The organism is Mycobacterium sp. IS-3022 (assembly GCF_001500065.1).
Taxonomy (GTDB): domain Bacteria; phylum Actinomycetota; class Actinomycetes; order Mycobacteriales; family Mycobacteriaceae; genus Mycobacterium.
Genome location: NZ_LQIN01000001.1, coordinates 181526 through 195733, shown reverse-complemented (window position 1 = coordinate 195733; position 14208 = coordinate 181526). Strand labels below are relative to the sequence as shown.

The 14208-nt window shown below is 62.2% G+C and carries 13 protein-coding genes; 7 read left to right on the top strand and 6 right to left on the bottom strand.

All coding sequences use genetic code 11. The features are described from left to right. Positions 1-32: 32 nt before the first annotated feature. Positions 33-3101: an MMPL/RND family transporter gene (locus AU188_RS00920; RefSeq protein ID WP_059161834.1), complete on the top strand. Its 3069-nt coding sequence runs from the start codon at positions 33-35 to the stop codon at positions 3099-3101. Positions 3102-3600: 499 nt separating this feature from the next. Here AU188_RS00920 and AU188_RS25645 read toward each other — a convergent pair whose 3' ends face one another. Continuing rightward, positions 3601-4701, bottom strand: a complete 1101-nt coding sequence (locus AU188_RS25645; protein ID WP_059161833.1) for an XRE family transcriptional regulator — start codon at positions 4699-4701, stop codon at positions 3601-3603. A 501-nt stretch (positions 4702-5202) separates the two neighbouring features. On the opposite strand from AU188_RS25645, the gene AU188_RS00905 reads away from it, so the two are divergent. Genes AU188_RS00905 through AU188_RS25915 form a run of 3 tightly spaced genes read left to right on the top strand, consistent with a single transcriptional unit; the run spans position 5203 to position 7122 of the window. Continuing rightward, the gene (locus AU188_RS00905) at positions 5203-5487 is read left to right on the top strand and encodes a multiubiquitin domain-containing protein (protein WP_059161831.1); all 285 of its coding nucleotides are present in this window, start codon (positions 5203-5205) and stop codon (positions 5485-5487) included. Beyond that, positions 5462-6691: a ThiF family adenylyltransferase gene (locus AU188_RS00900; RefSeq protein ID WP_082686420.1), complete on the top strand. Its 1230-nt coding sequence runs from the start codon at positions 5462-5464 to the stop codon at positions 6689-6691. Before AU188_RS00905 ends, AU188_RS00900 begins: the two co-directional genes overlap by 26 nt. Further along, positions 6688-7122: a ubiquitination-like system serine protease family protein gene (locus AU188_RS25915; protein ID WP_220098541.1), complete on the top strand. Its 435-nt coding sequence runs from the start codon at positions 6688-6690 to the stop codon at positions 7120-7122. Before AU188_RS00900 ends, AU188_RS25915 begins: the two co-directional genes overlap by 4 nt. Positions 7123-7470: 348 nt before the next feature. Here the strand turns inward: AU188_RS25915 and AU188_RS24750 are convergent, their stop codons facing one another. Next, positions 7471-9033, bottom strand: a complete 1563-nt coding sequence (locus AU188_RS24750; protein WP_163722343.1) for a deaminase — start codon at positions 9031-9033, stop codon at positions 7471-7473. A 673-nt stretch (positions 9034-9706) separates the two neighbouring features. Here AU188_RS24750 and AU188_RS00895 point away from each other — a divergent pair. Next, positions 9707-10726, top strand: coding sequence for an iron-containing redox enzyme family protein (locus tag AU188_RS00895; protein ID WP_059161829.1), 1020 nt, complete (start codon positions 9707-9709; stop codon positions 10724-10726). Here the strand turns inward: AU188_RS00895 and AU188_RS00890 are convergent. Both AU188_RS00890 and AU188_RS00885 read right to left on the bottom strand, forming a co-directional pair. Further along, on the bottom strand, positions 10706-10933 hold the full coding sequence (locus AU188_RS00890; protein WP_172799350.1) for a CDGSH iron-sulfur domain-containing protein: 228 nt from the start codon (positions 10931-10933) through the stop codon (positions 10706-10708). The genes AU188_RS00895 and AU188_RS00890 overlap by 21 nt on opposite strands. Next, on the bottom strand, positions 10930-11625 hold the full coding sequence (locus AU188_RS00885) for a HemK2/MTQ2 family protein methyltransferase (RefSeq protein ID WP_059101739.1): 696 nt from the start codon (positions 11623-11625) through the stop codon (positions 10930-10932). Before AU188_RS00885 ends, AU188_RS00890 begins: the two co-directional genes overlap by 4 nt. A 124-nt stretch (positions 11626-11749) precedes the next feature. Here AU188_RS00885 and AU188_RS00880 point away from each other — a divergent pair, with 124 nt between their 5' ends. Then, positions 11750-12421 (top strand): hypothetical protein, encoded by a 672-nt coding sequence (locus AU188_RS00880; protein ID WP_059161828.1) that lies wholly within the window; start codon positions 11750-11752, stop codon positions 12419-12421. Here the strand turns inward: AU188_RS00880 and AU188_RS25450 are convergent, their stop codons facing one another. Continuing rightward, positions 12422-12583, bottom strand: a complete 162-nt coding sequence (locus AU188_RS25450) for a hypothetical protein (RefSeq protein ID WP_172799349.1) — start codon at positions 12581-12583, stop codon at positions 12422-12424. Positions 12584-12683: 100 nt separating this feature from the next. Between AU188_RS25450 and AU188_RS00875 the strand changes: the two genes are divergently transcribed. Then, positions 12684-13262, top strand: a complete 579-nt coding sequence (locus tag AU188_RS00875; RefSeq protein WP_059162244.1) for a hemerythrin domain-containing protein — start codon at positions 12684-12686, stop codon at positions 13260-13262. A gap of 16 nt (positions 13263-13278) precedes the next feature. Here the strand turns inward: AU188_RS00875 and AU188_RS00870 are convergent, their stop codons facing one another. After that, a complete protein-coding gene (locus AU188_RS00870) occupies positions 13279-14172 on the bottom strand; it encodes a manganese catalase family protein (RefSeq protein WP_059101741.1) in 894 nt (297 codons plus the stop codon). Positions 14173-14208: the final 36 nt, after the last annotated feature.

Genomic DNA, 14208 nt, shown 5'->3' with positions numbered 1-14208 from the left:
TACTGATAGTATCGTCGACCAGGGGAGGTTCGGTGACCGACCGCACGACAGGCTCCTCGACAGCACCTGCAGCCCCAACTCGCCGGCGTGACAGCCCTTCCGCCGATCCCGCACACAGCCGCGAGTACAGCGCCCGGCTGGCAGCGCTGGGCCGATTCACAGTGCGGCACAAAGCATTAACCATCGGGGTGTGGATCGGCGCCGCCATCATCCTGGCGCTGCTGTTCCCGCAGCTGGAGACGGTGGTGCGGCAGCAGTCGGTGGATCTGATACCGCGCGACGCCCCGTCCCTGCAGACGGTGGAGCGGATGAGCACGGCCTTCGGCGAGCAAGGGTCGAAAACCGTGCTGATTGTGGCCATGGAAGATCCTGCCGGGCTGACCCCTGCGGCCCAGCAGCGCTACGACCGCCTTCTGGAGCGGCTGCGCGCCGACAGTGAGCACGTGTTGCTCGTGCAGGATCTGCTGGCCGATCCGGTCACAAAAACCCAAGCCGTCAGCGCCGACGGCAAATCGTGGTATCTGCCGGTCGGAGTGACCGGCACGCTGGGTGACCCCACGGCCGCCGAGTCAGTCAAGGCGGTGCGTGACATCACCGCCGAGGTGTTCAGCGACTCCACCACCACCGCGCACGTCACCGGACCGCCGGCGACGTTCAGTGACATGATCGCCTCCGCCGAGCACGATCTGCTGTTGATCTCGATCGCCACCGCCGGCATGATCGCCCTGATCCTGCTGATCGTCTACCGGTCGGTGTTCACCGCACTACTGCCGCTGCTGGTCATCGGACTGAGCCTGGCCGTCGGGCGCGGCGTACTGTCCGCGCTCGGCGAGATGGGTATGCCGGTGTCCCAATTCACCGTCGCGTTCATGACCGCGATCCTGCTCGGCGCCGGCACCGACTACACCGTGTTCCTGATCAGCCGCTACCACGAGCAGCGCCGCGCACAGGTGCCGGCGGATCAGGCCATCATCCACGCCACCGCCAGCATCGGCCGCGTAATCCTGGCCTCAGCAGCCACTGTCGCACTCGCCTTCCTGGCGATGGTGTTCGCCCGCTTGAGTGTGTTCGCCGCCCTGGGCCCGGCGTGCGCCATCGCCGTTCTCTTCGGTTTCCTGGCCACAGTCACCCTGCTGCCACCAGTGCTGGCGCTGGCAGCTAAACGTGGCATCGGTGAACCCAAATCCGATCGCACCCGTCGCTACTGGAACAGTGTCGCCGTGGCGGTGGTGCGCCGCCCGGTGCCGCTGCTGATCGTCAGCCTCGTCATCCTGCTCGCACTGTCCGCGGTAGCCGTGACCATCAAAATCAGCTACGACGACCGCAAAGGCCAACCTGCCACCACCGCCAGCAACCAGGGCTATCAGCTGCTGGACCGCCACTTCCGAAAAGACGTCGTCATCACCGAATTCCTCGTCGTCGAGAGCCCCACCGACATGCGCACCGGCAAGGGACTGGCCGACCTCGACGAAATGGCGTCCCGCGTCTCCCAGGTTCCCGGTGTCACCAAAGTCTCCGGTGTCACCCGCCCCACCGGGGAACGCCTCGATCAAGCGCAACTGGCCTGGCAAAACGGTCAAATTGGAGACAAGATGGCCGGCGCAGTCGCCGACGGCAACGCCCGCCGAGACGACCTCACGAAACTCACCGACGGCGCCGATCAACTCGCCGGCGGACTGGCCCAACTCGACACCACCGTGCGCACCGCCCTAGCCCCCCTGGCGGGAATCCTCACTCAAGCCCAATCCGCTGGCACTCAGGTCAACCAGTTCCGACCACTGCTGCAACAACTGTCAGCGACCGCCCCTGCGGTCGATCAGGCCATCCAATCCGGCCCAGGACTACGCCCCCTGGCCGACCAGGCACAACACGCGATCACCACTTTGGAGCCGCTCGTGGGTGCCCTCAACACCTCGCCGTGGTGTGCCACCACACCCCAATGCGCCCAGATCCGCGACCAAGTACAGATCCTGATCACACTGCGCAACAGCGGATTCTTCAACCAGATCGCCGACCTCGGCGACCGCTATGACCCCGCCAGCAATGCCACCGTCGCCGGAACACTCACCAACGTCCAGAACGCCGTCACCTCACTCGACAAGGCCTTCGGGGCCCTCGGAAACCCCGCTGACCTGGCCGGCAACCTGCGCCGCCTACAAGACGGGATCGGCCAACTCGCCTCCGGCGCCCAAGCGTTGGCCACCGGTGTGCGCACCCTGGCCGACAGCAACATCGACATGCTCTCCGGGATGAGCCAGATCGCCACCCAGCTACAAAACTCCGCACGCGCGGCACAGGACTCCGACTCATCAAGCGGTTTCTACCTGCCCGCCAACGCCTTCGAGAACCGCCAATTCACCGACGTCGCCAAGCAATTCCTCTCACCCGACGGCAAAACAGCACGGTTCATGATCGAAACCAGCCACGACCCCTACAGCGTCGAAGCCATGGACCTCGCCAACCGCATCACCAACACCGCCAACACCGCACGGCCCAACACCTCGCTTTCTGACGCCACCGTCTCTGTCGCCGGCTTCCCAGCCGTCAATTCCGACATCCAACGGCTCCTGTGGGCAGACTTCGCCCAACTGGCCCTCGCCACCACCATCATTGTCGGCATCATCCTGGTGCTGCTGCTACGCGCACTACTGGCACCGATCTATCTTCTCGGCACCGTCCTGCTCAACTACCTCGCCTCGATCGGATTCGGCGTCCTGGTATTCCAATTGATCCTCGGCCACGAAATCGCCTGGCCCGTGCCTCTGTTGGCATTCATCATCCTCGTCGCCGTCGGAGCCGACTACAACATGCTGCTCGTCTCCCGACTACGCGAAGAATCCGGAAGCAACATCCGCGTCGGCGTGCTGCGCACCGTCGCCAACACCGGCGCCGTCATCACGTCCGCCGGCCTCATCTTCGCCGTCAGCATGTTCGGCCTCATGGTCGGCTCGGTCGCCATCATGATCCAAGCCGGCCTCATCATCGGATTCGGACTACTGCTCGACACCTTCCTCGTACGCACCCTCACCGTGCCCGCCATCGCCACACTCCTACGCGAAGCCAGCTGGTGGCCCACCAAACCAAACATCAGCACAACCTGAACACCGCTTCGCGCCGTCGCCCATACGCGGGGAAGTCAACAGGCATACGAATCAAAAAGGTGGCGACCGGCTGCCAACCAAACCCGTCAGCGTGGAATTCGCCCCGCCCGAATATGACCCCTACGCCAGTACGGCGGCCGGTTATCGACGGACGAAAAGCGGTCGACACGCCCGGACGGTCGCTTTTCCCTTGCTCCGCTTTGGCTTTCGCGCGGCATCTGTCTAGTACGAAGCGGTGTTGGATTTGCACCTTTCGCGTAGCCCTCAGCCACTTCAGTCTCGACGGACGTAGAGCAGTAATGTGGCACCGACAACCGGTTATAGGAGGACTCAAGACCTCCTTATTTGCCACGCAACGCACGCAAATCGCACCCTCCGCGACTACCTCGACAAATCAGCCAGCAGACGAGTCACGCGAGGAAAGCGAGGTTTAGCCACGTACTCCGTCTTCCAGTTCGAGACTCGGCTTAAGGCCAGCGTCTCATCCAGCATGGCTCTGCTATTTCCAGTGAGGTAGGACATCGCTGACCGAAGGGGCATTCTTCGCCAGTGTCGTTCGCCAGTCCAAGCGACCCCGCTTCTGCAATTGGCCAATCAGCACGATGCGCGCGAGTCCGATTTTGGCTGCCGTCTGCTCTATCCATGCCGCGTTGATACGAGAGGGCATTGAGGGGCACCCGTTTGGAAAAATCCAGTCACCCGCGTTGTCGTTCGCTTCTCTCTCTCGGGTTGACTCCTGTGCATGACTGTCTTCCAAGTCCTCGACGATGGGGCCCTCATCAACGTGGCCTCGGAGAATGTGTGCAATCTCGTGGAGCAAGGTGAACAGGACTTTGTCGAGTCGCTTGCCGCGTCCAGATAGGCCGATGACTGGCTGGCCATCCACGAACAGTGCGCACCCGTCGATCTTGGCGCTTGGTAGTGCTTCGACGTACACCAGCCGGACGCCGGCGTCACGCAATTGGTCAGGCAGCGTTGCGAAGTCGTCAGCTGACTTCACCGACCGCGGGAGTGATGCGGCAAGTTTGGCTAGCATTTCGGGCGAATATTCACCGGCTGGGAGTAGCTTCCTAGCTTGTTTACGAACGCAGGCGACCCATGCTTGCTGCAACATGGTGATGCCTTCACCGTGGTTCGCGCGTTTGGCTGCTGCTCCATGCTCGGGCTGGTCATTTATGGAAGTAAGTTCGAACAGGTCCATCACCTCGGCTTCCAGCTCGTCCAAGGTCGAACCGGTAAGGATCTTTCTCTTCTGTAGAAGTTGAATGGGTGCGAGCTGATTGAGTCGTGCCCGGCGGCGTACGTCGTCAAGTTTCGCTTGCGTCGTCTGATTCTTTGCTTGTTGGGCCAGGAAGAACTGGTCCTGCAGATTCAGCCAGAACTCCGGCGATTGGGAAAGGGCGGCACCAATTTGGGCGGCCGACTCTCGGGTGATCTCCTTTTTCCCGGTCACAATCTCGGACACGAATTGGGTGGGGCGGTCAATCACCGCGGCGAAGTCGGCCTGAGACCATCCGCGGGCTTCGAGTTCCTCGCCCAGGAGTTCGCCGACAGGTGTCTGATCAATGGGTAGTGGGTCGTTGTGTGCGGTGTTGCTCATCGCAGGGATTCCATCTCTACTGCCAAGACTCCGAAGACCACAGCGCCGTGGTTTTCGGAGCTCCTGAACTTGAGGTCAATAACGCGGCCCGAACTCAACGTGGCCCGTGCCCGTGTCGGGTCACCGGAGTGGTCGGGTTCAATCCGCAGCAAGCGCATGTTCCGCAGGTCAGTTTCGACGTGAGCGGCACGTGCGCACTGGATGAGACGGTGGAAGTCCCGGATCTCGCGGTCAGTCCAACCCGCCGGCCGGAACTCGGGATCTAGGGCGAGGCGGCGCAAGCCCTCGTCCGAGTACGCCCGTTCCATGCGTCTGCTCTCCATCACCCATCGGCTGAAGACGGATATCAGCCGGTCATAGCACCTTAACGCCACCTCGTCGACCTGCGGCATTCTGACGCGCTGTGAGTACTCGTATTTCGATCATCACCTTAGGGGTGATTACATGATACATTCGATGCGAGTGACAGAGCTCCGATATCCACGTAGAGAGGAACCGGTAATGACGGCAGTGAGCCAGGAGTTGAGCAAGAAGAAGAAGGACAAGGAGTACAAGGTCGTCATCAACGGCACCGAGACCTTCTTGGAGCACGACCGGATCACCTACGAAGAACTGGGCGAACTGGCCTTCCCGGGCCACGATCCGGCGGCCATGTTCACCGTCACTTACCGCCACGCCGATCCGTCCCATGGCGGCAAGGCCAGCGGGACCCTGGTGGCCGGTGAATCGGTGAAGGTCAAGAAGAAGGGCACCGAGTTCCATGTTCGACTCACGACTCGTTCGTAATAGCCCAGATCTGGCCCGCCTGGTGCAGGACGGCTTCGCCGTGCGCATCGTCAACGCGTTCCTCGTCGTAGATGACATCCCTTTCGTGGATGACAACGCTCAGGTCCAGCTGGGGTCCTTGTTGTGCCCCTTGGACCTGAGCGGTAACACCACCGCTCGTCCCAGCACCCACGTCATGTGTTTCGTCGGCGGCGTCCCCCGCGACAAGAACGGCCACGCCATCGACGGCCTGGTCAACGACGGCGTTGAGAAGTGGTCCGCCACTGCAGAGCTCACCGCCAGCTGCGGCTTTTCGCAGAAGCCCGCTGGCGGTGGTTACTCCGACTTCTACGAGAAGGTCACGTACTACGCCGCAATGATCGTTGGTCCAGCCCAGGCCAAAGATCCGGACGTGACTCCGTACAGCTATAAGCCGGTGCAAACCGACGAAGACGACGGTGTGTTCCTCTACGCGGACACCTTCTCCAGCCGCGCGGGCATTACCGACCTGAACGACCGGCTCACCCTCGACAAGGTGGTGATCATCGGTCTCGGTGGCACCGGCGCCCATCTCCTGGACGCCCTCGCCAAGACCCCGGCTCGGACCATCCACCTCTACGACGGTGACGTTTTCCGCACTCACAACGCATTCCGCGCTCCTGGCGCCGCGTGCCTCGAGGACCTCACAGCCGGCAAGAAGAAGGTGGACTATTACACCGCGATGTACTCCATCATGCGGCGCGGCATCGTCCCTCACCCTGTCAATATCACCGCCGAGAACGCGCACGAGCTTCTCGACGCAGACTTTGTGTTCCTTGCGATGGACTCCGGGCCGGACAAGAAGGCCATCATCGACACCCTGACCGCTGACGGAATTCCCTTCATCGACACCGGCGTCGGCCTGAGCAAGGACACCGGAGGCATCAACGGCCAGCTCCGCATCACTACCTCCACCCCCGAACAGAGCGAGCACATCACAAAGGATTGCCTGATCTCCTATTTCGCCGGTCAGGACGCCGAGTACGACACCAACCTCCAGGTAGACGAACTCAACGCCATGACCGCCAACCTCGCCCTTATCCGTTACAAGAAGCTCCTTGGCTTCTACACCGACGGAGAAGGTGAACACCACACCGTCTACGTCGTCGACAGCGGCGATCTACATCATCGGTACGGCATCAGCGACAACCCGCCTTCAGACGCTGACGACGGCGACGCAGCATGAAGAATAAGTCCCTCGTCCCGGTATTTACCGAGTCCATCCCCGCGGACCTCGAACCGGGAACCCTCTACATCTCCATGCGCTACGAAACATCAGTCCACCTGTGCGCCTGCGGATGCCACACCAAGGTCGTAACACCGTTCGGGCGCCATGACTGGACATTCACCTTCGACGGCACCGTCTCACTCCGCCCCTCCATCGGTAACGGGCAACAGGCCTGCAGATCGCACTACAACATTCGCAACGACCGCATTGAATGGCTCCCCACCATCTCGAAGCGGGCCACCCAGCTCGCGAGCGACCGAGACCGAGCAGCGCACACACAGCCCCCCACTCCACGGTCCCTCAAACCCTGGTGGCGCCGCATCTGGGACCGCGTACAACGGGCCTTCGGACGGCCACGAGAAGGCACGCCCGGCTGTTCGAAGCACTAAATACCTTGAGTTCGAAGCTGAACTGGGTTGGCTAACTCAAAGCCGGTCAGCGCGCCGTACGTCGGCACAGCGAGGACTATTTTGCCACTAGTGGCGAAGTGTCCGTGCGGAGGTCGCAACCCTACGTGGTCAGGCTTCCCAGGACGTTCCACAGTATGGTAGCCAGCGTCATTACGGATCTACCGTCGCCTGTATTCGGCCTGATGCTGCGCTCTGGTTGAGGCCGACTCAAACTGGGCATTGAGCACTTCCCGACGACGTTCTGGGAGCGATCTAGCAGTGGTGCGAGCAGCGAGAATGGCCTCCCGTCGGGTTTGTCTCTGGTTGGGTCGATCAGACTCTGACATGTCAATCCTCCACGTCACTCGCTGTGTCAGAAGGTACCCCATCGCCTTCGTTAGATTCAGTATTGCCCTCGGGTACGACATCCACGCCGCCGCGAGACAGATCTAGTTCCTGAGGATCGGGCAACCGCTCGATCGCTGTAACCTCCCGCTCATTGATCAAGCTGATGGTCACGTTTGAATCAACCTTGGGATCGGCCAGTTTCCGCTCAGTATCAGTCCATGATTTACGAGTGCCGTCAGATAGTTTGCGATCCTCTACCACCGCAAACAACTTCTGATACCGGGTTGGAGCGACACCAGTGAATGCTCGAAATGTTTTACTGACCGTTCTTCCATACATCGTCGCTGCGCGACTTTTGGGATACGGCTCCAAATAGACGACAGGTAGCCCCAAAGCTACTAGGTGCTTCGCACACCCGTGACACGGATAGGCCGTCACATACATCGTCACATCCTTGAGCGAAGATTGCGCGTGTATTGCATCAAGTAAAGCTGACATCTCGGCATGCACGGTGGGCTGAAATTCGGTAAGATCTCGAATCTGAGCTGATTTCAGAGCACCATCAAGAAGTTCGCGGGTGAATCCATCCGGATCTTCTTCCAGTTTTTCCTGTGCGGATTCATTCAGGTAGTTGGGAGCTAGATTCTGTATTGTATCGAGAATTAGTTTACCAATATCTGAAGCATTCTCATCGAATGCAGGCGATTGCGTTTTCTCCTCCGGATGCGCATTCACACCCATTGCGATGACACGATCATCTTCAGCTAGGATTGCCGCCCCGACCTTAAGGCCCAATTCTGGTGACCGCGTGCTGCTTATAGTCGCCAGCTGCATTCCATACTCTTCACATGTCGGTACCGGATACTCCGGCCGGCCGAACAACAGGTCTGCGAAACGAGCTATTTGGCGTTCAGGATCGGAATCCATATCGACAAAAACATCCGACAAGGGAAAGGACCGCATCGTGTTCTGGCCGAAACTACTAGACTCACGAAGGTCGCGCTCCATCAGGATGCTGACGCTCGACTCAATTTCGCCCGCAGTCTTGGCGAAGGATTTGGACCTTTCTTTCGAAATCAGAAAAGATCGTCGGTTATCGTCTGCCGACTGCAAACCAAATTGGATGTATCTGTCTCCATAAAGATTTCTGAGCTGGTACACCTCTTCAACCCTCTTTATGGAATCCAAAATGTAGGCGACCCGATCGAGCGCGGGATCAGCATCTCTCCGACGTTCGCGAATGTCCAAAACCCCGCATAATGCAACTGCCGCCGCGGTCCCGCTGCGTTCGCACAACTCATCTCCGGCGTCAATAAGCGAATTAATGCGGTCCGCCTCGGACATATTCTTCAGCTGCGGGGCATTACTCATGTACATCTCCGAGAAAAGCTCGCTTAGATGAACGCGGTGCACGACATAGCCGAAGGTACTTAGTTGTTGTGTTAGCGCGGACACGAACCTGTCGCGGTCTACTCCAACAGGACGAACTATTCCGAAGATGAGTTCGTTCCAGACTGAAGCAAGGTCTGGGTCGTATGCCGCGACGGCATCCTGATCTGTCATCGGAGGTTCATTCCTAGAGCGAGTCGTGGCGGTCCGTCTTCGCAGAAAGTCGCGATCCATTCATCATTGCCTACAATGGCTCGCAGGTGGAGCGATCAAGGAAGAGCGGATCGTGAACAGGCCAGCCTGAAGTGCGCCGACCTCCCTCGCAGAGCATATCGTTGACCAAGGCTGCGGTTCATTGCCCTATTCGCCGGTAGAGACCTCCGTCGTACGGCTACCGCCGCGCACAGGCAAGTTAGACGCCAGCTCATGGATCCAGGACCGTTGCCTCAACCGGTCCCCTGACATCAGGCTATTCATAAATCCACCTCTGGACACGCCCAAAATTGCTGAGCGACAGCGGCTGATCAGCCCTGACGTTCATCGCGGCCCCGCGCATCCGTCCAGTCCGCAGACAGTCCGCAGCACAGTTGCACTTCGCCCAGCTCCACTCAACCCCGCCAACACCGCTGAACTGCTACTTCTCACTCCACCCAACGCATCGAGCTTATTCAAACACCCTGGTGCCGTGGTTCGGGACGAAGAGGTCGTGGGTTCAAATCCCGCCACCCCGACAAGAAGAAGGCATCGGCTCGGTGAATTTGCTGAGCGGGCAAGTCGAGTGACTCACGCTGGCGGTTCGGCGCCGAAATGTGTTTGACCGGCGGGAACGCCGGGTATTGAGCAGGGCGTGACGAAACCGTCGACGCTAGTCGAGCCTGCTCTGCCGAAGGCCGTCGGGCCGCTGTCCGCCGCAATCATCGACCTCCTCCAGCGAGGCCGGCCGGCCCTGCACGCGCGTCCGATCGATGTTCCGATGTGCGAGGCGGACCCATACGGGCTGGACCTTCAGCTCGCCCTCTACATCTGCTACGAGCTGCACTACCGCGGTTTCGCCGGCGTGAGCCCGCGCTGGGAGTGGAATCCCGCGCTGCTGCACCTGCGCGGCAGGTTGGAGGAGTCGTTCCTCAGCGCGGTGCGCCAGGATGTCGGTGAGATCGCCGAGGGCGAGACCGCGGAAGCCGAGATGGACAAGCTGTCGATCGAACCGGTCGACGGCGAGGGTCCGTCGTATCACCTGCGCGACAAGGGCACCTGGGAGCAGATGCTCGAGTACTTCGTGCACCGCTCGGTGTACCACCTCAAAGAGGGCGACCCGCACGCCTGGACCATCCCGCGGCTGGCGGGCCACGCGAAAGCGACCTTCGTCGCCGTCGAGTTCGACGAGTTCGGCGGCGGCCGAGGCGAACACGTGCACCAGCACCTGTACGCCGAGCTGATGGAGGCGGCCGGCCTGGACTCGTCGTATCTGGGCTACCTCGATCACGTGTCCGCCGACGCGTTGTCGTCGGTGAACCTGATGTCGCTGTTCGGGTTGCACCGGGAGTTGCGCGGCGCTTCGATAGGACATTTCGCGTCGACGGAGATCACCTCGTCGCCCGGTTCACGACGGCTGGTGGAGGCGTTGCGCCGGATGGGTGCCCCCGACGCCTGCGTGGCGTTCTACCAGGAGCATGTGGTGGCAGACGCCGTCCACGAGCAGGTGGTGCGCACCGATGTCGTCGGCGACCTCGTCGCCAGGGAACCACATCTGGACCGCGACGTCGTGTTCGGCATCCGGGCGCGCGATGTGGTCGAGGAGCGGCTGGCCAAGCATCTGATGGACAGCTGGACCGACAACCGCTCGTCGCTACGCCGACCGCTTGGCTGACGCCTTGGCCGGCGTGCGGCCCGGCCGACACCGGTGACTGGTGTCGCACAACGGATAATCCTTGCTGCGCCGGCAGGTACAGACGGCCACCATGAACCGGTCCGATTCCACCACCTGCCCGTCGGGCATCTCGATGCGAACCGGTCCCTGCACCATCAGCGGGCCGTTCGGCACCACCCGCACGATCCGGGGTTCGGCGTTACTCACGGCTTGTCCGCCCGGATCACCAACAGTTCCTCTTCGCGACGGCCGGGTTCGAGGCGGCCCGTTCCCTCGAGCCACTCGGCCCGCGAGATCAGCACCGGGCCGAACGGTATCCATTGCCGCGCAACGATTTCAGCGTCGAGTCCGACGCTGGCGAGTGCACCGAGCGTTCGGCGCGGATCGGCGAACTCCGACTGCACCAACAACAGGCTGCCGCCGTGGTCGAGGATTTCCGGAACCGCCGCACACAGCGGGTCGAGCACCAGTCGACCGTCGCACCCGGCGTCCCAGGCGCGTGCGGGTCCGACGTGGGCCGGAAGCGGATTGCACGCGGCGGCCGGATCGTGCGGCACGTACGGCGGATTGCAGACGACCAGATCGAAGGGACCGAATTCGGCTGCCCGCGCCCATGATCCGAGATGCACGTCGACGTTGACTCCGGCCCCTAGAGCGTTGGCCCTCGCACATCGCACTGCGCGCGGACAGATGTCGAGAGCGGTGACCGATGCGGCACCCTGCTCGGCGGCACCGACGGCGACGACGCCGCTTCCCGTGCACAGATCGACGACGTGCCGGCCGCGTGCCAGCGCGGTGCCGTCCATGACCTCGATGAGCAGTCGCGAATCTTCCTGCGGGGCGTAGACGCCCTCGTCCGCAACTAAGGGGTCGCGGACGTCGGTGTATGCGGTTGTCACATCGGCCTTTCGACAGGGTCAGCTGCTGCTGCGATGCAGCACTGCCGGTGTTAATGCCCGGTCCCCCGCTGGTTGAAACGTCGGCCACCGTTTTGCCGGGCCACCGTGCGGGCATCCGACCACCGTGCAAGCCTCCGATATCGCCGCGTTGCCCGTCCGCTTCGGCGCCGCCCTTCGTCACCGTCGGCTTTTTCACCCGTCGGGTGTGATGGCCGAGGGCATCCTCGAACGTGTCGCCCCGGAGGGTGAGGGGCTACCGATGAACTCCTGTGACGTCGTCGCGCGGGTGTCCAAAGGGGTTGGCCTGCCCGGCGCGACCCCCGACATCGCCGGGCTGGCGTGGCGGATACCGCCACCACCAGACCTCCGCTCCTGCAGCCCGTGGGACGTTCTGCTCGCGTCGACGCTCGCCGGGACTCGCATCGGGCTCGCACCGGCGGTTTCGTGGTCCGGCGCGACGTTCTCCAGCCTGATGCCGCTGCGCTACCACGACGGCCTGTGGTGGGTGCGGGCCCGCCTGGCAACTCGCATCGATGCACCGGGGCTGTCGTTGAGTGCCGTCGAGAAACAGATCACGTCAACCGGAATCACGTTCACAGTCGACCAGGCGTCGGGCACCGGAGGCTTTCGGCCGTTGGCCCGGCTCACGCTTCGCCACGTCGACCCCAGCTGCGACGACATCGCGTTCGACCCGGCCCTGCACAGCGACCCCGAGGTGGAACTGGCGCCGCGCTGGCTCGGCGACTTCCGACGCGCGGCCTACAAGCGCAGCAGGCAGGGCCGAGACGCCGAATGATCAGGCCGTCGGCTCCCCGCCGGACTCCGCGACGTCGGGCGCCTTCTCCCGGGTAGCCATGCCACCCTCGCCGCCCTCGTCTTTCGGTCCGGTGCGTTGCTCCTTGCGCTTGTCCCGCTCGTCGGCGTCGTCGTCGTCGTAGATGCCTTTTCCTGTCGGCATATCGGTCCTTTCGTCCTTCGATGAGCTACCCGCCGGCTCCGCGTTTCAACCTCGATCCCCGGGGTATGTGCAGCGCACTGCGACCCGGAAGGCCATGCACATGGACGCCCTGACATTTCTTCGTGACGACCACAAGAGCGTGCTGGGCATGCTCGAGGTCCTCGACGGTGCGCCGTCGGGAACCGGCGCCGAGATGAGCGGTCTGCGCACCATGGTGACCAACTTGATCATCGCCGAGTCTCAGCACGAGGCGATCGAGGAACAGTTCTTCTGGCCCGCGGTGCGTGATGCGATTGGCGACGGGCTCGTCGACGAAGCCATCGCCCAGGAGCAGGCCGGCAAGCACTTGCTTCAGACCCTCGAGGACAACGAGCCAGGTGACCCCGAATACCACGATGCACTCGCGGAATTCGTCAAGGTCGGCCGTGAGCACATCCTCTACGAACAGGACGTCGTATGGCCGGCGTTCGAGGCGGCGGTCAGTCGCGAGGAGCGCGAGAAGATCGGTGAGAAGCTGGAGGCGGCCAAGAAGATCGCCCCGACCCGACCGCATCCCGACACCCCGGGTAGCTCAGTGGTGCAGAAGACGATGGGGTTGGGGGCCGCGGTGATGGACCACGTGCGCGATGCGGCCAGTGGCCGCGAAGCCGACAATCCGCCGGATCCGCAGCAGCACTGACCGCATCGGCGGCGAATCAGCTTGTCGCTGTGTGCTGTTCGTGGGTGAACGGCTTTTCACTCTGCACCGCGGGCTGGCCCTCCGGACACCGCTCGGCGCCCTTGTTCTCCCGCTTCTTGGTGCCCAGCCACTGTTGGTTGGGCTTCTCGACGTACTCCCACTCCATGCCCTCGGGCCACGGTCCCTGGCCCTCATTCCACGGGCCCCGCACCGAGCCCTGCCCGTTGGACATGTTGAAGGCCACGTTCTGGAACCGATCGTCGCCGGGCAGTTGGCCGGGCGGGAAGTTCACCGGTAGCTCGTTGAGCGCGGCGGTGAACTGCTGGAAGTGCGCCACCTCCCTGGTCATCAGGAACGTCAGGGTGTCCTGCACACCGGGGTCGTCGGTGAACTGCTTGAGGTACTCGTAGACGATCTTGGCGCGCGACTCCGCGGCCAGGTTGCTGCGCAGGTCGACGGTCGGATCGCCGTTGGCGTTGACGAACGTTCCCTGCCACGGCACCCCCGCGGAATCCTTGACGTCCGGCCCGCCGCCGCTCAGCGCGAAGTAGAGCGGGTTGACCGCGACGCTGTGAATGATGTCATCGCGCCCGTCCTTGCTGGCGATCGCGGGCATCCAGTCGCACCGTTCGTTGGCCATCTTCAGATCATCGTTGAGGCCGTCGAGCAGCATGGTGATCATCGAACCGACCATCTCGAGGTGGCTGAACTCCTCGGTGGCGATGTCCATGAACAGGTCGTACATCTTCGGATTCTTCTGGCGCAGCACGAACGCCTGAGTGAAGTACTGCATGGCGGCCTTCAGCTCACCGTTGGCGCCGCCGAACTGCTCCTGCAGCAGGCTGGCGAACCGGGGGTCCGGCCGCTCGACGCGAACCTCGAACTGAAGATCTTTGTTGTGAATGAACATTGAGCCTCCCGGGCTGTGTGGTTGGCAGGTCGGCGC

Bases quoted from the DNA above. Each gene is read 5' to 3' on its own strand.
- AU188_RS00875 (WP_059162244.1), top strand. From the start codon at position 12,684: ATGGACGCCCTGACATTTCTTCGTGACGACCACAAGAGCGTGCTGGGC.
- AU188_RS25450 (WP_172799349.1), bottom strand. From the start codon at position 12,583: ATGCCGACAGGAAAAGGCATCTACGACGACGACGACGCCGACGAGCGG.
- AU188_RS25915 (WP_220098541.1), top strand. From the start codon at position 6,688: ATGAAGAATAAGTCCCTCGTCCCGGTATTTACCGAGTCCATCCCCGCG.
- AU188_RS00870 (WP_059101741.1), bottom strand. From the start codon at position 14,172: ATGTTCATTCACAACAAAGATCTTCAGTTCGAGGTTCGCGTCGAGCGG.
- AU188_RS00900 (WP_082686420.1), top strand. From the start codon at position 5,462: ATGTTCGACTCACGACTCGTTCGTAATAGCCCAGATCTGGCCCGCCTG.
- AU188_RS24750 (WP_163722343.1), bottom strand. From the start codon at position 9,033: ATGACAGATCAGGATGCCGTCGCGGCATACGACCCAGACCTTGCTTCA.
- AU188_RS25645 (WP_059161833.1), bottom strand. From the start codon at position 4,701: ATGAGCAACACCGCACACAACGACCCACTACCCATTGATCAGACACCT.
- AU188_RS00905 (WP_059161831.1), top strand. From the start codon at position 5,203: ATGACGGCAGTGAGCCAGGAGTTGAGCAAGAAGAAGAAGGACAAGGAG.